Origin of the sequence: Flammeovirga pacifica (assembly GCF_000807855.2) — a bacterium.
In the GTDB taxonomy this organism is placed as follows: domain Bacteria; phylum Bacteroidota; class Bacteroidia; order Cytophagales; family Flammeovirgaceae; genus Flammeovirga; species Flammeovirga pacifica.
Map to the genome: position 1 here is coordinate 206,055 of NZ_JRYR02000002.1, position 21,662 is coordinate 227,716.

15 protein-coding genes are annotated in these 21,662 nt (G+C 33.5%); 5 read left to right on the forward strand and 10 right to left on the reverse strand.

The window, feature by feature from the left end; genetic code table 11:
* Positions 1-69: 69 nt before the first annotated feature.
* The 3 genes from NH26_RS20145 to NH26_RS20155 are packed head-to-tail and all read right to left on the reverse strand — an operon-like array spanning position 70 to position 4,719.
* Positions 70-2,784: a peptidase associated domain and porin domain-containing protein gene (locus tag NH26_RS20145; RefSeq protein WP_052431755.1), complete on the reverse strand. Its 2,715-nt coding sequence runs from the start codon at positions 2,782-2,784 to the stop codon at positions 70-72.
* A 2-nt stretch (positions 2,785-2,786) separates the two neighbouring features.
* Positions 2,787-3,833 carry an endonuclease/exonuclease/phosphatase family protein gene (locus NH26_RS20150; RefSeq protein WP_044217854.1) on the reverse strand — a complete coding sequence of 349 codons (1,047 nt, stop codon included), beginning with the start codon at positions 3,831-3,833 and terminating at the stop codon, positions 2,787-2,789.
* 19 nt (positions 3,834-3,852) lie between these two features.
* Positions 3,853-4,719: an endonuclease/exonuclease/phosphatase family protein gene (locus NH26_RS20155; protein WP_071397242.1), complete on the reverse strand. Its 867-nt coding sequence runs from the start codon at positions 4,717-4,719 to the stop codon at positions 3,853-3,855.
* 582 nt (positions 4,720-5,301) lie between these two features.
* On the opposite strand from NH26_RS20155, the gene aqpZ reads away from it, so the two are divergent.
* The 4 genes from aqpZ (at position 5,302) to NH26_RS25505 (ending at position 9,640) form a co-directional block, all read left to right on the forward strand.
* Entirely contained in the window at positions 5,302-5,988 is a 687-nt protein-coding gene (gene aqpZ / locus NH26_RS20160; RefSeq protein WP_044217858.1) for an aquaporin Z, read from the forward strand.
* Between the two features lie 315 nt (positions 5,989-6,303).
* Complete coding sequence (locus tag NH26_RS20165) at positions 6,304-6,825, forward strand: hypothetical protein (protein ID WP_044217860.1); 522 nt, start codon at positions 6,304-6,306, stop codon at positions 6,823-6,825.
* Between the two features lie 68 nt (positions 6,826-6,893).
* On the forward strand, positions 6,894-9,377 hold the full coding sequence (locus NH26_RS20170) for a TonB-dependent receptor (protein WP_071397243.1): 2,484 nt from the start codon (positions 6,894-6,896) through the stop codon (positions 9,375-9,377).
* 92 nt (positions 9,378-9,469) lie between these two features.
* Positions 9,470-9,640, forward strand: a complete 171-nt coding sequence (locus tag NH26_RS25505) for a hypothetical protein (RefSeq protein WP_158021984.1) — start codon at positions 9,470-9,472, stop codon at positions 9,638-9,640.
* Positions 9,641-9,727: 87 nt separating this feature from the next.
* Here NH26_RS25505 and NH26_RS20175 read toward each other — a convergent pair whose 3' ends face one another.
* The 6 genes from NH26_RS20175 to NH26_RS20200 all read right to left on the reverse strand — a co-directional run bounded on the left by NH26_RS20175 (position 9,728) and on the right by NH26_RS20200 (position 19,467).
* On the reverse strand, positions 9,728-10,465 hold the full coding sequence (locus NH26_RS20175; RefSeq protein WP_052431757.1) for a hypothetical protein: 738 nt from the start codon (positions 10,463-10,465) through the stop codon (positions 9,728-9,730).
* A gap of 148 nt (positions 10,466-10,613) precedes the next feature.
* The gene (locus NH26_RS20180; RefSeq protein ID WP_044217865.1) at positions 10,614-11,921 is read right to left on the reverse strand and encodes a TolC family protein; all 1,308 of its coding nucleotides are present in this window, start codon (positions 11,919-11,921) and stop codon (positions 10,614-10,616) included.
* Positions 11,918-14,953: an efflux RND transporter permease subunit gene (locus NH26_RS20185; protein ID WP_044217868.1), complete on the reverse strand. Its 3,036-nt coding sequence runs from the start codon at positions 14,951-14,953 to the stop codon at positions 11,918-11,920. Before NH26_RS20185 ends, NH26_RS20180 begins: the two co-directional genes overlap by 4 nt.
* A gap of 4 nt (positions 14,954-14,957) precedes the next feature.
* Positions 14,958-16,049, reverse strand: a complete 1,092-nt coding sequence (locus tag NH26_RS20190; protein WP_044217870.1) for an efflux RND transporter periplasmic adaptor subunit — start codon at positions 16,047-16,049, stop codon at positions 14,958-14,960.
* A 600-nt stretch (positions 16,050-16,649) separates the two neighbouring features.
* The gene (locus NH26_RS20195; RefSeq protein ID WP_044217871.1) at positions 16,650-17,687 is read right to left on the reverse strand and encodes a hypothetical protein; all 1,038 of its coding nucleotides are present in this window, start codon (positions 17,685-17,687) and stop codon (positions 16,650-16,652) included.
* Positions 17,688-18,396: 709 nt separating this feature from the next.
* Positions 18,397-19,467: an alkene reductase gene (locus NH26_RS20200; protein ID WP_044217874.1), complete on the reverse strand. Its 1,071-nt coding sequence runs from the start codon at positions 19,465-19,467 to the stop codon at positions 18,397-18,399.
* An 85-nt stretch (positions 19,468-19,552) separates the two neighbouring features.
* On the opposite strand from NH26_RS20200, the gene NH26_RS20205 reads away from it, so the two are divergent.
* Positions 19,553-19,771 (forward strand): T9SS type A sorting domain-containing protein, encoded by a 219-nt coding sequence (locus NH26_RS20205; RefSeq protein WP_044217876.1) that lies wholly within the window; start codon positions 19,553-19,555, stop codon positions 19,769-19,771.
* 74 nt (positions 19,772-19,845) lie between these two features.
* Here NH26_RS20205 and NH26_RS20210 read toward each other — a convergent pair whose 3' ends face one another.
* On the reverse strand, positions 19,846-21,555 hold the full coding sequence (locus NH26_RS20210) for a sulfatase family protein (protein WP_242427361.1): 1,710 nt from the start codon (positions 21,553-21,555) through the stop codon (positions 19,846-19,848).
* Between the last annotated feature and the right edge of the window lie 107 nt (positions 21,556-21,662).

The window sequence follows — 21,662 nt, forward strand, 5'->3', positions numbered from 1 at the left end:
CTAAAAGATTAAATGTTAAAATGATAAGAGTATATATAAATGGGACGACGAATCGTCCCAGATTATTCATTAGAAGCTCAAGCTTAAGTTCATAAATGCTCTTAAACCTTGTGCGTAGTAATACTTGTTTGGAAACTTCTCTGCATTTTTATCATTGAAGTCATAACGGTATTGTTGGAAACCAGTAGTGACAATATTTTGATTGTTCAAAACATTATTCACATTCAAGTTTAGACGTAAAAACATGTCATTGATTTTCCAACTCTTTCCTGCAAAAACATCTACAGTAAAAGCATCATCTACTTTCTCTTGATGTAAAATCTCGTTGTATTGTTCTGATCCAACTTCGACACCGTTTACTGCTCTATCTGTATATCTTACTGGGTTAAGAGTCACATAACGATCACCTAAGAAGTTAACTTGGAAACCTACATTCCAGTAATTTCTAGACCAATATTCTAAACCTACTGTACCTGCTACTTCAGGAGATCCACCAACGTGACGACCATTAAAGAATACTTTTTCGTTTTCTAATAATACCTCAGAGTTATTATCTACAGTAGCAGAAGCATAAGGATTGGTATTGTATAAATAAGAAGCATAAGTACCTGCAGCTCTAAAACGAAGTTCAGGAGTAATATTGTAAGATAATCCAAGTTCAACACCAGTATGTTCTTGTCCCATGCCCGTTAAAGCGTAGTTCATAAAGGCGTTTTGTCCATCATCCCAATAAGAAATGACTTTCGTTAAATCAGAGATTTGTGTGTAGAATGCAGAAGCTCTCACTTTTAATCTTTCCCCTCTGTAATAGTAGTTCACATCACCTGAGAATACAGAAGAAGAACTTAAGCCATCTACTGTTTCATTTCTAGTTCTTAGTGATTTGAATGAGTCCATGAAGTATGGTGCCTGAGTATACATGGTAGTGTTGGCTGTAAATACGTTTCTACCATTAAGGAAGTATTCACCACCTAATTTAATACCATAATCAAGGAAGTCTAAAACTTCAGATTTTCCATAAGATGTATCAGGGAAAAGACCTTTTTTACGGTCACTGTCTCTAAACATTGAAGTATGAGTAATATTTGCTCCAACGTAAACAGAACCTTTAGAGAATGATTTCTTTACATGCCCCCACCAATTAGAAGTTTGTATATGAGCAGTGTAATCGTGACCGATTCTATCACCTTCACCTCTAATCCAAGTAGAGTCATTTAAGTTGTTGATTGATTTTTCAACCTCAACAAAATCTCTATCAGCAAAATTGTCAATATCTAACCAATAATCACCACCTAATAAGTCTACAACTGTATTGTAGTTATTGCCTTGATAATATTGATATTGAATACCTGTTGTTAAGTTCCAAGAGTCATTTAAACTGTAAATTAAAGTAGGGTTAACATCAATTCTATGATAATCTAAATGTCTACCTTCTACAATATAATGTGATCTATTACCCGTGTATTGGTCTCCCGTTGGGTCTGTCCAATGTACAGGAACAGTTTCAGGGTTGCTTCTATTTACATTGTAAATTTGATCCCAATTTACTTGTCCAAAGTTACCGTTTTCCCATTGTTCTTTTACGTAATCACCGGCAGCAATATTACCTTGATCGTATTGGAAAGAAGGTAAATATCTATAGTAATCAGGGCGAGGGTCTGGAGCATCGTACCAGTTTAACGCCGTTCTAGTTTCTTTACCAAGAGTATAACCAACAGAAGTTTTTAATGTTAACTTATCGTTGATATCCCAAGTATCTTTTACTATAAATTGAGGAGTGATGGTTGTTTTCTCTCTAGCATTACGTTTTTTACCGTCTTGCCATCCCCAGTTAGGATTATAGTAGTTGTTGTTTTTTAATTCGTAAGCCTCTTTTACAGTTGCCATTTGTTGACCTCTTGTTGAAGGAGCAGCAAATGCTGTGAATACCATTTTGTGATTAGGGTTAAAACGTTTTTCAGCAGAGAAGAATCCAGCCCAAGCGTCATAAGTAGTACCTTCTACAAAACCTTCTTGTGCCCATCTTCTTGAAGCAGAAGCAGTGATTGCCCAACCGTTATCCATAAGACCAGTACTATATGATAGCATAATACGGTTAGTATAACTAGAGTTACCCAAAGAGTAGGTAGCTTTAAAACCAGGTCTTTGATTAGAAGGATCAGAAATAATGTTAGTAGAACCTCCGATATTACCAAAATTAAAATCTACAGGTTGTAAAGAAGTACTTACCTCTTTGTTTCTAGTCACATCGTTCAAACCACCCCAAAGAGACCAAGAAGCATATCCTCTTTCTGGAGACGCCATATTGATTCCATCAAAGTAAATGTTCATATAATTCGATCCGTAACCTCTTTGTCTAAACCAATAAGGTCCCCATGCAAAACCAGCAATCGAACTATACGCATCTCCAGAAGAAAACAGTAGACCAGGAGTGGATTGTGTATCTCCATCTTCCATATCTAAATCTGTTAATGATAGAGCGATTGTGCTTGCTTCATCAGTTTCCGAATTTAACCTAACGATCATGTTGTCAGATAAAGGAGCATCAAATTGAATGAAACCATCCAAAAGTATATGAATTTGAGATCCTTGAGTGGCTAATTCTGTTGGAACAGAAAAAATACCTTTTTCATTTGTAATAAATTTATTACCATTTACTTCTACTTGAATACCCACCAACGGCTGTTGATTGTCTGCAGAAAGTACTGTTCCTTTAATGAAACCTTCCTGAGCCATTGCAACTACAGAAAAGCACATTAGTAGTAAAGTATAAAAACGTTTCATTATTATTTAGAGGAGTTATCTTGTTTCAATAAATAGATGATTACAGGGAAGTGATCAGAATATCCACCGGCATAATTACCACCAGCATAAGTTCTATAAGGATATCCTTTATAACGCCCTTCAGTATTTTTAAGCTCTGGATAATTACAGATTTCAGCTTTCCAGAAAAATAGATTTTGGTCTTTCTTTTTAAACTCTTTTGATACGATGATCTGATCAAATAAATTCCAGCTATCTCTGTAGGCTAATGTTCCTAAACCTCTTTTATACATTTTATAAAATGGATTATAGAGATAATTTTTTTCTGATAATTTTGATGCATCACCTACAGCGGCAAGTCCTTTTGTGAGTGATTTGTTGGTTGGATCATCATTTAAGTCTCCCATCGTAATACATTTCATATTGGGATGTTCCGTTCTTAAAGAGTCCATAATAGAGCGATTTAACTTTCCAGCTTCTTCTCTATATCTAGATTCGGCTCTTCTTGAAGGCCAGTGGTTTACTAAGAAAGCCACATCTTCGCCCTCAATTTTAGATTCAACAATTAATTGGTTTCTAGACTTGAATTCCCAATTATCACCGGCATAGGTCTTTTGAATTTTAAGATCTCTAGCCGATACTTTTTTAATATCAACCAAATCTTTTCTATAAAGTAGTGCCACATCTACACCACGACTATCGGGACCTTCAATATGACAAATGCCATAATTCAGATCTTTTAAGGCAGGCATTTCAATCAAATCTTCTAACACATTTCTGTTTTCGATTTCTGATAAACCCACTACAATAGGTGCTTGTTTAGTTACTTCTTTACCTAACTTGGCAATAATGTTCGCCATGTTGTTTTGTTTCTCCCAATACCTTTTTCCAGTCCATTTATAAGAACCTTCAGGTAAAAAGTCGTAATCATTTTTACCGGCGTCGTGGAGTGTGTCAAATAAGTTTTCCATATTATAGAAAGCTACCCCAAACACTTTGTAGTTATTTGTTTGTGCTTCTAAAGCAAATGGAAGAATGAATGTAATTAAGAGGATGGAAAGTCGTTTCATAATTTTTTGCTTAGCGGAATCAATTCCTAAAAACAGTCAACACTGGTCGATGATCACTTACCTTAGGGTCGTAATCATCAGAGCAGCGATCTAATGATAATGTATATGATTTTTGATATTGATTGAACAATTCATTTGTTATCAAAATATGATCAATATGACTACCGTTGGGTTGCCATTTCGGATATGATTTATCCAATCGGTCTGAACTTTTAGCTTGATCCATATCAGAAAAAGCATAGTTTCTACTATCGTAAATGAAGTTATTAAATTGAGAAGATGATGAGGGGTAAATCTCGCCATTATAATCTCCTACAACTATAACCTTATCATTAGGATAAGATGTATCTATGTATTTCTTTAATCTTGCACTTGCTTCTTGTCTACGGTATTCGTTAGAAGAACCACCACAGCACTTTAAATGAAGATTGATCAGTATAAAAGATTGATTATTGATTTTATTTAGGAACTTAACAAATAAGGGTCTTCTAGGAAAGAAGTGTTGCTCGAAGTCTCCAGAGGAAAGAATCTTCTGTTCTTGTATCTCTAAACGTTGATTATTGTAGACATAGGCTAAATGATAATTTCGATTGACACCATTAGCAATATCATTATCAACAATTACAGAATAGTTAGAATTAATTTGTGATATCTGCTTAAATGTACCAATGTTTTCAATTTCTTGAACTCCCCAAACATCATAATCACTTTCTGCAATAGTTGCATTTACAATTCCAGAGGTTTCTGGATGTTTTGGAAAATGCTCTATATTCCAAGTGAGTACTTCTAGAGTATTATCTGCTGCAGGAACAGTTAAACAATCTACTAGTACATCGTCATATTCAGCGGGTGTTGTAGGGAAGTCCATTGGTGTGGTACATCCCATCATTATTACACCTACTGATACAGAGGATATTATATTATTTAGAAGTTTGATAATTAAATAAGTTTAGTAAAATTTAGCTACACATTTTTTGTAGAGGACATTACAAATGTGTGAGGGAAATGATCTAAATGCAAGAAGATTAACAGTCGTTTAGATAGTTGTTTTTAAATTAACATTTGAAATAATACTTAATAAATCTAAAGGAGTAATGTTATTGAAGTGAATAAATAAAAACTCAAAATTTATATAAAGTATTTGGTGTTATGTGACGAAGATTAATTTGTATATTAATTCATTGTTAATAATGTTAATATGTATCAATTTTAGCAACCTGTTAAAGTTGAATTAAAATAGAGTCGAATTTTTAACATCTAAAGCGTAGTTATAGATAATAATTATGATAAAAAATTCTAATCCTTAGTTTTTTTAAATGGACAATAAGTAGAAAATTTTGCAGTATATCATAAGACCTAATTTCAATACACTAAATATCTGAATATGTATTACTTAATATTTTGCAAACTGTACTTTAATGTATAAATTAATAATACATTAACTATTTCTATCATTAATTATAGTCTTATGCAAAAGAAATTAATTGCAGAGTTCATTGGTACCTCATGGTTAGTCATTGGAGGTTGTGGATCTGCCATCTTTGCCGCAGGAGTTCCCGACGTAGGTATTGGTTTTGTTGGCGTTTCTCTCGCTTTTGGTTTAACCGTTTTATCTATGGCTTACGCTATAGGTCATATATCGGGTTGTCATTTGAATCCGGCTGTGTCTTTTGGATTATGGGCAGGAGGACGATTCTCTGCTAAAGAACTTTTACCTTATATAGGGGCACAAGTTTTAGGTGCTATTTTTGGAGCAGGGATTTTATATCTGATTTTTACTGGAAAGAGTAGTGATATTGGTGGCTTTGCTGCAAACGGTTATGGTGAACATTCCCCAGAAGGTTATAGTATGGTGGCTGGGTTCATTGCTGAATTTGTAATGACATTTATGTTCTTAATTATAATTCTTGGATCAACTCATTCAAAAGCACCAAAATATTTAGCAGGCGTAGCCATTGGTTTAGGCTTAACGTTAATACATTTGGTTAGTATTCCTATAACAAATACATCGGTCAATCCTGCAAGATCTACCTCACAAGCTATTTTTGTAGGAGGTTGGGCAATAGCTCAGTTATGGATGTTTTGGGTAGCACCAATATTGGGTGCTGTCTGTGCCGGTTTTGTGTATAAATTTATATCCCCTGAAGAAGAGTAACATCTTTTTTACATACTAACCTGAATTCATAGAACTCAGGTGACTAAGTTGAAGCACCATTAAATTAATTTTTGATGGTGCTTTTTTTGGGGTTAGCATAGAAAAGAAGGGTGGAACGCAATGATTTAAAAATTGATCTTTTTAAAGAAAAAATATTGTTTTGGAATGAATATTGAAAAGTACCTAATTACATTTTTTTATTATCAATTTCGGATTGATTTCCTCTTAACTTAGATTCATTGATACAACTAGCTTTAATAATTAGCAACTATACTAATAATTAGTTTTGATGAACGATCCGATAATCTATACAACATGAAGAAGTTATTATTTTCAGTCATTTTTTTGATTTCATTCTACACGACAATTAGTGCTCAAACTACAAAAAGATTTAACTATGCAAAGCAACCTACAGGGATGACTTTAGGTGCTTATGTGGGAGATGAATCTCAGTTTAAAGTAGGAGTTTTCTCTCATTATGTCTATTTTTCTTTTAGTTCGAATTTTGCTTCAACGGATGGGAATTATACTAATGCTGATCTCACAGGTGGAGCATCTATTCAAGATAAAGGGAAATATGGAATTACTCAGTACAACTTAGGTCCTGCAATCCCTTTATTTAACAAAGAATTTTATGGGATTTATATTGTCCCTCAAGGTACCTATTCTAGAAAGTTTAATATTCTAGATGATGGAACAAATAAATACAAAGGAGATGTAGTCGGTGAATGGGGTGGAGCAGTAGATTTAATGTATGTAGACCATAGTGGTTTTACAATACAATTAGGAGGATCTTCTGTATCTGGCATTAATATAGGTGCAGGTTATTCCTTTTAAAAAAGAATCAAAAATTGTATATTTATAAGCATTAAGCGAAATATCGTTTAATGCTTTTTTTAAATCACATGAAAGACCTACCCTTACTATCAATCCTATTTTTACTTTTACTATTATGCCCTCTCGTCTTATCTGCTCAAAAAATAACGTTTTTAAATTCGCAAGGTGAAGGTATTTTTGGTGTTTATGTATCGAGTAACCAAGGACATAATTATTTATCAAATGCGTTAGGAGTTGTCAACTTACAAGATGAGTCTCCTTATTACACATTGTCTCATATCAACTATGAAACAAAAAAAATTGCACGTAAAGATCTGCCGTCTAAAATAATTCTAGAAGAAAAAGTTAATGCCTTGGAAGAGGTAGTGATAGGTGCGAATAAATGGGAAGAAAATAAAAAGGAAGTCCCTCAACAAATTGTGGAGTTCGAAAAAAAAGACATCGAATTACAGCAACCAATGACTACGGCAGATATCATATCTTCCTCAGGAGAAGTGTTTGTACAGAAAAGTCAGATGGGAGGGGGAAGCCCAATGATTCGTGGATTTGCAGCCAATCAAGTATTATTAGTAATTGATGGAGTCAGAATGAATAATGCCATTTATAGAAATGGAAACCTTCAAAATATTATTACAATAGATCCTCATACAATAAAAGATGCAGAAGTTTTATTTGGTCCTGCATCTGTAATGTATGGTAGTGATGCTTTAGGTGGGGTGATGGATTTTCATACTATAGCACCTCAATATGCGGAAGATTCTAATGCTTTAATTTTTGGTGAAGCGAAATTGGGAATTAATTCAGCAGCTTCGGAAAAAACTGCACATGTACAACTTAATGTCGCCAAAAATAAGTGGGCATATTGGGGGAGTTTCTCTGTAAGTAGTTTCGATGATTTGAAATCAGGTCAGTTTGCTCCGAATACATCTTATGAATTTGGATGGAAACCTTTTAAAATTGATAGGGTAAACAATACCGATATCATTCTAGAAAATCCTGATGTACATATACAATCTCCTTCGGGATATCATCAAGTAAATACTTTACAAAAAATAGCTTACCGACCTAAAAAGCATTTAGAATTAATGTATACTTTTTCATTTTCTAATTCTTCTAATATTCCTATGTATGATCGTTTAACCGAACTCAATAGTATTCAAGACCAAAATGGAAATGAAGTTAATGTGACGATGCAAGATATTCTATCCATTCAAAATAATGAACTTCTTACTTCTTCTGGATCAACCACTCCAAAATTTGCAGAATGGTACTATGGCCCACAATATTGGATGATGAACAATGTCAGAATGAAATGGAATAAAGTAGGGAAGTTTGCAGATGGATTATCTATTATAACAGGACATCAAAAGATAAAAGAAAACCGTTATCAACGTAAGTTTGGTAATATCAATAAGCAGGAAGATAAAGTAAACTTAGATCTATTGCATTTGAATATTGATGCCAATAAAAAGATGAAGAATGATTGGTCTGTTTTCTATGGAGGGGAAGGTACTATGAACTTTGTAGCCTCTAAAGCTCAATCCACCAACATCGAAAATGGAACAACAGAAGCAGATGTACCAAGGTATGCTGGCGGGGGAAGTGAAATGCACACGCTTGCGGCTTATATTACAACCAAAAAACAATGGTCTGAACATCTAACAATGACTGCAGGAGTAAGATATTCTCACACCTTTTTACATGCCAATTACACTGATTCTGTATCAAAAAGTTTGAACTTACCATATAGCTCATTATCACAAAATGTAGGTAGTATAACAGGTAGTATGGGGTTAGCTTATCATACAGATAAATGGCAGTTAAGAACTCAGTTTGCAAAAGGTTTTAAAGCACCCAATATTGATGATGTGGCAAAAGTTTACAACCCATCAAAAGACGATTTAGTGTTACCAAACCCTGATCTTAAACCAACAGATGTGTATTCTGTAGACCTGTCTATTGAAAGGTACTTTAATAGAATAACCTTGTCTGCTGTCGGTTTTTATTCAAGGTTAAAAAATGCAATGGTAAGGCAAGAAGGAACTTTTAATGGCCAAGACTCTATTATCATCAATCAAGAGAAGTATGCCGTTTTATCTTTACAGAATACGGGGAAAGCAGAAATAGCAGGAGTATCAGGTAAGTTAAATTGGGATATAAATCAACAACTATTTGTACGCTCAACAATTACCTACACTTATGGTAGAGATTTGATTAATTCTACATCTATGCGACATGTACCACCATTATTCGGTAAAGCAGAAATTGGATATCAAAAAAATAAATTGATGCTAAACCTAAGTAGTGCATTTAGTGGAAGTATTGAACTTGCCGATCTAGCACCTTCTGAACAGAATAAAAGTTACTTATATGCTAAAGAGGGGAGTTTATCTTGGTGGACATTAGATTTTAATAGTAGTTATAGAATCAATAACTACTTACAGGTTTTTGGTGGTATTGATAATATTTTGAATCTGAATTATAGAACTTATAGCTCAGGTATTAACGCTGCTGGTCGAAATTATAAATTACAGCTAAAAGCTTATTTTTAAACTTTATAGAAATTGAGGTTAGAGGTATAGTGACATTTGAATGAATCTGATATTAGATAGAGAATAATCTGTATTTAAATATCAACTTAATCATGAAAGACTTTATTTTACTCCGAACATTTAAAAAAATGATTGCCTTTGTTAGTTTTAGTTTTGTCTTAGCTTTTGCTATGCTTTATGGAAGTGGTGTATTTCTTCCTTTAGATGAGCAAAATCCATTATATATGCTATTTAGTGAAGGATATAAATATTTATTAGGTTAAGCCCTATTGTATACAACGATTCATATTATAAAATTCATTTTTTTGAAACGAGGGGAAAGTTTCCCCCTCGCAATCAATTTTATCAAACTATTGGCACCCATTGGCTGTAGCTGATAAAGCGCTAGATAAATTCGATGTAAAAGTTATTGAATATTCAAAGGCAGAATCGCCGGTACAATCCATTTTTACCTTATCAATTCTTCTAGGCGAAAACCAAGAGTTTGCCCCCACAATCACATTATCTTCTGTATCAAAATCTAAAGAAGTTACATTCATACTATTGCTATCGCCATTGCTTAATTCTGCATGTAAAAATGTAGCATATTCTATATCTCCTGTCATTGTGTTGATTTTAGCTACAATTGCAATTTTTTTTCCACCGCCTTGCCCATAACTGCTTAGCCATCCATTAGAGGCAAACCTACGAAAATCATCAGTTGCATCACCTTGTGTTCCTGTACAACTAAATACTGCATATAAATTATTTTCAGTATCCCAGACTAAGGCATATCCTTTATTATCATCATCAGATGTTTCATAATCAGTTCTCGACCAAGTTAAAATTCCGTTATCATACCTAGAGAGTATAGGGTTTTGATTATTACTACTTACTTGTTGATATCCAATATAATAGGAGGTGCCTCCATGTCTAATGCTAGTTATCCCTTGATCTAATAAATTTCTTTCATCCATAATTACCTCAAAGGCTACCGCATCGCCAACTTGGCTAATTGTAGTGACATCGGTAGTAGGGTTTTCTAATATTTCTTCATTACAGGCTGATAAGCAGAGTAATAGAAAGGAGTAAATGTATAAATGTTTCATAATAATATTTTTTTATGTGTACACGTAGAATGGAGTACAGAGTATATTAATCTGTCGGAAAAGCATGTAAGAAAAATAAAATTTGAAAATAAAAATGCCGTTATCTAAATACATAGATAACGGCTAAGAGTAATTGGATGTGTTTACTTTAGTTTTTGTAAAGTTCTCCAACAGCTTTCAACATATTAGATTGATTGATGTTGTATTGAACCTTAGAATCAATGAAATCGGCATAAGCTTGTTGCCAACTTATTTGCGCATTGATTACTTCAATAATTGGGGAAAGTCCATCTTCGTAACGATCTGTAATTAAACGAAGGTTTTCATCAGCATTGGCTAAAGAATTACGAGTTAACTCCACTCTTTTAGCAGCTTCTTCTAGTAAATATTTAGCTTGATTGACCTCTAAAACTACTTGATCAGTCATTTTTTCTTTTTGAAGAATGGCTTGTTCAGTAGCGATTTGTCTTGCGGCAAGCTCACGTTTTTTCTTACCACCATGATAGATAGGCATGGCAAAACCGGCACCAGCATAATAGTTGCCCTCCATATTTTGACCTAATTGAGGAGAAGGGGCTCCGTACAAACCTTTTGCATACACATGCATACGGCCTTTATATTTAGATGCAGTAATACTTTTTAAGGCACTTTGAGCACGGATATCAGCTTCAGCTTGTTGAAGTTCCGCTCTTTGTGTCAAACCTAAATCCACTATGCCATTTTCTTCAAAAATAAATTCAGAATAAGTAATCGAATCCATCACCATAGTTGGGGATTTTACTTCAATACCCATTAATCTATTGAGGGACATAATGGAAACCTGTAATCTATTTTCAGCTTTTAAGACTTCTAAATCTGCATTATTCAACTTCACTTGAGCCATCAAAACATCGTTTTTACTTACCACTTGAGCCTCATATTTATTAGAAGCTACGTTCACTAATTTTTCAACAGATGTTTTGTATTGCTTGGTCAGTTCTAAATATTCTTTCTGACCTACAGCCGCCCAATATTGTTGATCTGCATAAAATACCAATTCATTTCCTGTTAGCGTTGTCAAAGCTATTTGTGCTTCTTTTTGAGACTCAGCATACTTGATTTGAGATTTTACACGACCACCATTAAAAATATCCTGGCGTATCGTCACATTCGCATTATAATTATGTCGAACCGGTAACCATTCATCGGCAGGGGCACCTGCTGGCTTTAAATTACTTGGGTCAAATGGACGTCCGGTGTAATTGTATTTAATCCCAGCATCTATTTTAGGACCCTTATCTGCCTTTGCAGATTTGATCATTTCATCTGCAGCATTAATACCCATTTTGGCCGATCGAATGTCTTGGTTATAATTCAACACTTTCTCTCTATACTGGTCTAGGTTCATGATGTCCTGAGCATTGGCCGAAAGACCAATACCCAAGAATATCAACATGGAAATTATTAATTTTTTCATGATAGTTGAGGCTTTTTTAAATTGAAGAAAATGGCATATAAAATTGGAAGAACGATTAGCGTGGCTAATGTTGCGGCAAATAATCCACCCATAATTGCTGCAGCCATACCACCAAATAATGGATCAGTAATGATAGGGGCCATACCTAAAATAGTGGTAGCAGCAGCCATGGCAACAGGTATTGTTCTTGATAGAGCCGACATAATGAGTGCATCATATTCGCTCAATCCATTATTGATTTCAATTTCTATTTGTTCTACCAGCACAATCGCATTTTTAATGACCATACCTATCAATCCTAGTAAACCTAGGATGGCCATAAATCCAATGGTTTGTCCAAAGACTTTCATGCCTAGAATAATTCCTACCCAGATTAATGGAAGAATTCCTAAGATGACTAATGGCTTTCTGAATCCTTTGAAAAGAATCAACAAGACTGCTAACATCAATATACCAGCAATAGGTAGAGGAGCAGAAATGGCTTCGTTAGATTGTGTTTGATATCTTTTTAAACCATCCCAGAATAAAGTATATCCTTCTGGTAACTCCATCGCTTCAATTAAAGGCACTATTTGTTCTTCTACCTCCGGTGATTCAAAACTAAATTCAACATCACATTGCGCTGCAATCATTCTTTGTCTATTGAATCTCCATAACCAAGCCTCTTCAAAACCTACATCATAGGTATCAATTAATTGATCCATCAAAATGGTTTTTCCATCTTTATTGATGACAGGAATAGTTCCTAAATTATTATTATCATAAGATGCTCGGTCAATATCTTTGACTAAAATGGGCATTCTTTTATCTCTTTGTCGATACTCTCCCACATTTACACCTTCACGCATCATACGAGTGGCTGTGGCAATATCTGCTTTATCTACTCCCGCTCTTCTTGATTTTTCTTCCGAGTATACAGGACGTAAATAAGGTGTTTTTTCTCTCCAGTTATCTCTTACATTTTGTGCAGTGGCTACTGTTCTCATTCTTCTTTTAGCCTCTTCTGCCAATTCTCTTAAAACCTTAGGATCAGGTCCCATAAAACAAGCTTCTAATTCTGCTCTTGGAGTAGGAGCAGCCTTAAAGAATTGGAACACCGTCATGGCTTGAGGTAAATTATTAGCAGCATATTCTCTAGCTCGATTTAATACCGCTTCAACCTGTCCAGGTTCATGAGTTTCAACTAAGAATGACGCTAAATTTTGAGTATTAGACCATGACACTGATGCCAGATAATACCTTGGAGGAGTACTTCCTATTGTAATGGATACTGTTTTAACTTCTTCTTGTTCCAATAACCAATCTTCTAAAAGCTTAGTATCTTCATATGTGAAGTTGATAGGAGCATCATTTGGTAACCAATAATCTATTTTGAATAACGGTTTTTCTACAAATGGGAAAAACGATTGTTTAACACTGTTTCCCCATAGCACAAATACAATAAAAATACCGATCACACCCGTCATACTCCACCATCTTCTTTCAATTAGTTTTTCGATAAAAGCTTTATATGCTTTAAAGAATTTACTACTATATGGATCAGATGTTTCTTTTGGTTTTTTCAACATGAAATCACCATAAACTACTGTTTGAGTAAGGGCAAATACCCAACTTAATAGTAATGAAATAGAAAGAACATAAAATAAAGGTTGGATAGTCTCTGCTGTATCATCGGTAGCTAATGCCAACGGAAGGAAAGAGAATATGGCAATAAATGTGGCTCCAAATAAACCCCATTGTGGGATAGAAGCCCCTTTTACCAACGCTTCTTTTTTACTCATGCCTTTTTTCATGGCATTGATAGCGTTGTCAGCAACAACAATAGCATTATCTACGAGCATACCCATAGCAATAATAATTGCCGCTAAAGTGGTACGATTTAATGTCAACCCAATTTGTTCCATAAAAACAAGAGTGGTGACAATGGCAAAAACCAAGCTACTACCAATTAGTAAACTAGGGCGAACACCCATCGCAAACACAAGGATAAGCACGACTATAACTACCGACATAATTAAGTTGTCGATAAAGTCCATATTGGCATTTTGTGCTACCTCATCTTCATGGTACAACCCTACAAGTTCTAATCCCACTGGAATTGTAGATTGTAAACTTTCTAATTTTTCGTTGACACTCTCTCCCGTATAGACAATGTTTTGTCCAGACTCGTTAGCAATAGCAATACCAATCGCAGGTTTCCCGTTTACTCTCATCAAAACGTCTGCAGGATCTTGAAAGCCTTTAGAAACTTCCGCAATATCCATTAGTTTAAATTGACGATGATTACTATCAATAATCAAATTCTTAATATCGTCTAACGATTTAAAAGCATTGGTAGCATCTACTTTTAAATTGCTTCTACCCATATTAAATGTACCACCGTCTACAATTTTGTTGTGCTTACGGATGGTTTCAAATACCAATTCTGGACTAATTCCTAGGTTGGCTAATTTACTTTGGTCAATCTCAACATTAATAACAGGTTGTTGTTCACCATACAGCTCTATTTTTGAAACCCCTTTTATAGGTTTTAGCGATTTCTGAATATAGATAGCATAATCTCTTAGCGTTGTTGCATCAATTCCTTTTTCAGCAGTTAATGCATAATACATGCCCATTACATCACCAAAATTGTCGTTGATGTTAACAGGACCTACGCCTTCGGGAAGATTAATTTCAGCATCTCTAACTCTTCTTCTGATTTCATCCCATTTTTGTTGTAATTCATTGGGATTATAGTTGGGAACAATCTCTACATCAATTTGAGAAATACCTCTTCTTGATTCTGATTTGATTTGTTTTAAATGCCCTACTTTTTGAAGTTCTTTTTCAATTACTTCTGTCACTAATTCCTCCACTTCCCATTGAGAAGCACCTGGGTATTCAGTGGTAATAATTACTTGTTTGATAGTAAAAGGAGCATCTTCTTGTTTACCTAAGCTGAAGAAAGAGCTAATTCCAGCTACAAGTAATACCACTAGAAAAAAGTGTATTACTTTTTTATTTTCAATTGCATATTGTGATATACTCATGGTCTTATTGTTTTGCTATTTCAGATGTCGTTGGATTGAAATCAAGTACTCTTACTTCTTGTCCATCTGTTAATAGATGACCACCTACTTCTACAATCTGATCTCCTGTTTGAATACCTGAAAGAACTTGTACTTGATCGTGACCTTTTAGATCTCCTAATACTATTCGACGACTTTTTACAGTATGAGATTCCTCATCATAAATCATGACTGCATCACTTCCTTTTGATTGAACGATTGAATGAATTGGAATTAAATAAAAATCATCTTGATTAATAGTAGACTTTAATTTTAATTCTACTTTACAAGTCATTCCAGAACCAATAGGGTAGGTATTTTTATATTTTTTGGCATCATCAAGAAACAAGTAGATAGGAAATCCAGAAGCATCTTCTGAATGTGCTCCTACTTCTTTTAGTGAAGCTTTAAAAACTTTACCTGGGTAAGCATTGATACTCACAGAGTACGAGTCTACTTTGTCGATAAATTTTACAAACGACTCTGGAATATTAAATTTCACCTCTGTATTAGAGAAATCTAGTAGACTAACAATTCCTTGTTTTGCACGTACTTCTTGATAGTTTTCGACTAATTTTTCTGAAACAACTGCACTAAAAGGAGCAAACACTTTTGTATCTTTCAAAGCATTTTGAGCATCATTATAACTCGCTTTTGCAACTAAGAATGCCGCCAACTTCTGGTCGTATTCGTTCTGTGGTATAGATTCTTTTTTAAGCAAACCCTTAAAACGTTGTTCTTCAGCTCTTGCCTGAATAAACTTTGCTTTTTTAGCTTCAAGATCTACTAAAAAGTCACGATCATCAATTTCTGCGATGAGTTGCCCTTTTTTTATTCTTTGGCCAACTTCTGCATTTAATTTTACTAAAGGTCCTCCAACTCTAAATGCTAGAGTAGATTCTTTGGTTTCTTTGGTTTTAGCAGGAAATACTTTTGCATTAAATAAACCCTCGTGGGCTACTGTCATCAACTTTACAGGACGGACTATTTCTTCTTTTGAAGTTTCCGGCGCTGAACATTGGGTAAAGAAAGAGAGCAGCATTGAGGAAAATAAGATGGTGATAAAATTCTTTTTCATGATTAATTCAGAATAAATGATGTTATTTTTAATAATTATTTGAACGATTGAATAATTATATGGTTGTACTTGATTGGTTAATAAAATCGAACGATTGAATTAATTTTATTTTGCACAAAAAAAGGGCATTAGATCACTTCTTATTCATTTATGTGAAGTAGAAGGTATTGAATGAAATAAAAGATAGTTTAAAAGAACAATTGCTTAACAAGTATATTTTTCAAAAAATGAAGTTGTTAAACGAGTTTTTCTTTTTAACCGATGAAAGCTTAGGGCTGTCTGATAAATATTGGGAATTACAAAAAATCAGAAAAAACCAATGAAAATAGTACAATTTCAAAGACAGGTTTTTTCCTTCATTGAATTAGTAGTAAAAACTCCATCAAATTCTGGATTACGTATTTGCTTATTGCCTTTTGTAAAAGTTGAAATGTTGTTATAGGTTGTAAACTTATTCAATAAATAAGTTCGAAGTGACGCTGTCGCTTAATACTCATATCTTTACATAAATAAAGAATAATAAGAGAAATAGAAGTTTAGTTTTCATATTTTGGTGTTTAAATATTCGATATTTTTGAAATAAGATTACTCATAATTTTGCTACTTGTAATATTCAATCTCTCTTTCAAGGATGTAATATGGTAATTGATTTTCGAAGTATGTTTTAGTTAACCAATTACCATGATTATCATAGGAAATTAATGTCTTCCTAGTAATATCTTTTGAACCTCTATCAACAATTATTTCTTCTTTAATTACATTTCCAGCATCATCATATTCGTAAATAATATGATTCCGTAGCTCATTAGCAGACACTAACTTTTTTTCTATCTTTTGATTCTTTTCATTATACTTATAGGTGTTTGTATGTTCATATCCGATGGTAGAGTTTTTAGAAAAATCGAAGTGTTTTATCAGATTTTCGTTTTCATCATATGTATACACATCTCCTTTATAATGTTTGCCATATTGATAGACTGCTTTTTCTAATAAGATGTTATTATCATTATAGGTGAATTTTGCTTTACTATATAAACTGTCTTTTCTATTGTAGTAATGTTCTTCAATTTTCAAATCAGTTTTAGCATCATATACATATTTTGTTTTTCCATTAGAAAATTGATCTTTAAAAACTTCTTCTATTAGTTTCCCTCTCTTTGAGTATTTGTATTTTATTTGTTTGAGTAATTTCTTACCCTGTAGATAACTCTCTTCTATCAGGTTTGATTGAGCATCGTACTTATATATTTTTTTAGAAAAAAGTTGGTATTCAGAATCATAATCTAAAACCTGCACAAGTTTCCCATTAATGTTGTATTCACAACATGTCTGCCCCTTTAAAGTATCATTGGAAGCATAGTATGTATATTCTTCTGTATTACCATCTATATTATATTTTGTAATATAATCAGAACCTAAGTGAGGATAACGGTATCTTCCTCCTTTTATAATTTTACCATCTAAATATACAGCTACATAACAATAATTATTCATTGATTTCACCCTTCCTTTCAAAAGATCTTTTGCCAAATCATTGCCTTTATTTTCAATTATTTCATTTGTGTTAATCGTAACAAAGGACTGTAAAAAATACGCTATTGATAAGATTAAAATAATTTGTATTGTTCGTTTTAACATAGTTAGATTGATTAGAGTTGCTTTTTTATCATCTTGAAATGTAAAAATAAAAAACTACATTCTTATTATTCAAACTTTTGTTCATATTTGATTTTATTTTTAAGCAGTCGCCCATCCCGCTAAATACTACTTCACTGGCAGTAATTCCTCAATTTTATTAATTGGCTGATCATCTATTTTTTCCCCACTGTTTTAAGTATTAAGCCGTAGGCGTTACTTAGAACTGTCCAATTGTATAAGTTTGTAACTTATAACAACAAAACAAGCCAATCTACCCCACAAGTAGGAAACAATCTGTATTGTGTTTACTAATACTTACCCACTACTGTTCAGGGTATTAAGCGCTAGCGTCACCCCAAACTTACATTTGAATGAGTATGTAACTCATATAATAAGAACAAGGTCAAGCCAGTCAATCATAAATTCCGAAAAAATGAACCCTTACTGCATTTTAAAACTGTAGTAAGGGTTTTTTATGAATATTGAAGATGGGTCCCTCCACTGTTAGAAGTATTAAGTTTTTTTCCTTCATAGAATTAGTAGTAAAAACTCCATCAAATTCTGGATTACGTATTTGCTTATTGCCTTTAGTAAAAATTGTAAACTTATTCAATAAATAAGTTTGAAGTGACGCTGTCGCTTAACACTTAGAAAAGTGTGGGTCATTTTTTCACCCAGAAGAGAAAAAATGGCCTATGTATGTTTCATTTTAAGCTGTAGGGTAATCAGTGTAACCTTTTTCTCCTGGAGTGTAGAAAGTATCGAAGTCTGGAGCAGCTAATTCAATGTCATTTTTTAATCTATGAACTAAATCAGGATTGGAAATATAAGGTCTACCAAAGGCAATTAGATCACCTTCGTTAGCTTCTAGAGTTACTTCTCCTTTTCTTTTTGTCATATTGCCACTGGCGATATAAGTATTTTTAAAACCTAAACGGATATCCTCTTTTATACTATCAGGAACCTTAGGAGCGCCCATTCCTTCATGATCTACAACATGTATGTAAGTAAGTCCGATAGAGTTCAAAGCTTTAATTAACTCTTTGTATTGTTCATTCAACTCATCAAAAGGACCTTGATCGTTAAAGACTCCGTAAGGAGATACCCTAATACCTACTTTTTCAGGGCCGATAGCATCTGCAACTTTTTGAGATATTTCAATAATAAATCTATTTCTATTTTCAATTGATCCACCATATTCATCTGTTCTATGATTCGAATGTGGTGTTAAAAATTGTTCCATTAAATAACCATTTGCGCTGTGTAGTTCTACACCATCCATACCACTTTTAATGGCATTTTTTGCAGCATCAACATATTCTTGAATGGTAGATTGTATATCTTCTGTTGTCATTACTTCTGGAACAGGATAGGGTTGCATTCCTTCAGAATCTGTCCACATTTCTCCGCTTAGTTGAATTGCTGAAGGGGCTAAAACTCTTGCTTCTTTTTCCATATTTGCAGGGTGAGAAGCTCTTCCGGTATGCATTAGTTGCATAAAGATTTTACCTCCTTTTTCATGTACAGCATCTGTTACTTTTTTCCAACCGTCTATTTGTGCTTGATTGTAGATTCCCGGAATACGAGGGTATCCACATCCGTTGGCAGAGGGGGCGGTGCCTTCTGTAATAATTAGTCCTGCTGATGCTCTTTGTTCATAATATTCAGCAATAAGCTCATCAGGAATATTGTTGATGGCCCGTGAACGTGTCAATGGTGCCATCACGACTTTATTGTTTAAAGGGATATTACCTAGAGAGTAATTTTCGAATAGTTTCATTTTTTTGATTCAGAGTATTTTTATTGTTTAAACAAATATTGTGACACGAATCTAATTAATTACTTTAAAAACACCTAATAAATCTATGTTATTTACCATTAAAGATTTATTAACTAATATCTATCAACTTCATCATCATTTTAAAATGATAAATGTTGAAAATGGAAAAGTGATCAATCTAGATACTAATGATCAGGAGGGGTTAATCACCATTGATGTAAATAATGATGCTAAAGGAATGTATCTATTAGAGATTCAAGAAGGAGCTTTGATGACACATAATCAAAAGGTAATAATTGAGTAAAAAAAAGGCTGTTTCAAATAATTTGATACAATATCAAATCTTTGAAACAGCCTAATATTTTAATTCATCTTCGATTACATGAATTGCTTATATTCTGGATTGACCTCATCTGCATCTTTAAACTGAGGTTTCACTTTCCAAAGGTCATAAGTTGCTTTTAAAATCGCTGGCTTTTCTGGATATTGCCCTTGATCATCTGTTTCTTTTATCCAATCATTAAGAATGTTTCTATGTCTTTTTAATTCTTTTTGGTAATCAGCTTGAAGTGCCAAGTTGTTAATTTGGAAAGGATCTTTCTCTAAGTCATACAATTCTTCTTGAGGTCTTTTTCCAAACCAAAATTGATCTTGATACTCAGTTAATTTCCCTTGTTCATGCAACTTGTGCATGTCTTTTACCACTTTTTGACGATCTCTATAACTAGCCTGCATTAAAGTACGTTCAGGGAAAAAGTTTTTGATGTATCTGTATTTGTCAGTTCTTACAGTTCTAATTCTATCAATCGTAAAATCACAACGATCTCTTGCTCCAATAACATATTCTCTTTCTTTATGATCTTTGGCAAATAAGTTTTGACCATCAAAATAAGAAGGTATTTCAATGCCACTCATAGCTAAAGTAGTCGCCGAAACATCCATTAAAGAAACTAAATCTTTTCTTCTAACACCTGCTTTTAAATAAGGATGATTTCCTTGAATAACCAATGGTACATGAACACCTTCTTCGTAGCAGAATTGCTTATGTCTTAAAGAGGTATTACTTCCATGATCAGAAAAGAAAAAGACAATAGTATTTTCTAATTCACCATCTTTAGCCAATAAATCTAAGATTTGTTGCACTTTAATGTCTGTTGTTCTGATGTTATTATAATGTTTTACCCACGCCTTTTTTTGACTTTCCACTTCAGGGAAATAAGGAGGTAGAGGTACATCGTTTATACCTAGAATATCTTCTTTCTTCAGTAATTTCGTTTTTTGCTCTTTGCCACCTTTTAATTCAATTTGTCCAAACCAAGGTTGATCTTTATCTTTTCTAGCATTCCATGTATCTTCTGTAAAAGACAAACGATGTTCAGCAGCATTACCTTGCCACCCGTTCATTCCTGTTTGGTAATCTGCTTTATTACCTACACTATAAAATGATCTTCTATCGTAATGAAAATTGTAATCATCTTTACCACTATTAAAAGTAAAGTAGCCTGCTGATCTCATCATTTCAGGAACACTTTGTTGAATATATTGAGGTAAATTGATTCTTAATTCTTCTGGTACAACTTCTCCGTCTGTAGTTCGACTACTTCTATGTTGATGTGCTCCAATAGTTGTTTGCATTTTACCTGTGATCATAGCAGATCTTGAGGCTGAACATACAGGAGCAGTGGCATAAGCTTTTTCAAATAAGACACCATTTGACGCCATTTGATCAATGGTGGGTGTATGGTCTTTGTTGATAGAATCTCCATAACTGCCTATATAAGGAGAAAGGTCTTCCACAAAAATCCATAAAATGTTAGGTTTTTTTTGAGGGGTTTCTTGCCCGACTTTTTTGGGAGTAGAACAACTCCAAAGAGTTATCAATAAAAGTAGGTTTAAAAAGATTAAGTTATTTTTCATTTCATTATTTATGATATTCAACATATATATCACAAATAAATTAGATGTCCCATTAAAATGCATTGCTAAAAATCCAATAAATGTATTCTTGCGTTCAATTGATCTAGAATACCCCCTAAAACAATCAAAATCGAAGAAATTCATCCATTTTTTGAAATGATAGGACAGCATTTTTATTGATCAATACTTAGCAATAAAAGAAATAATCAATATCCCTGTTAAATTAAGAAGAAAAAGGAAACTAAATATATAGGTACTCGTTTATCCTTTTAGTTTAA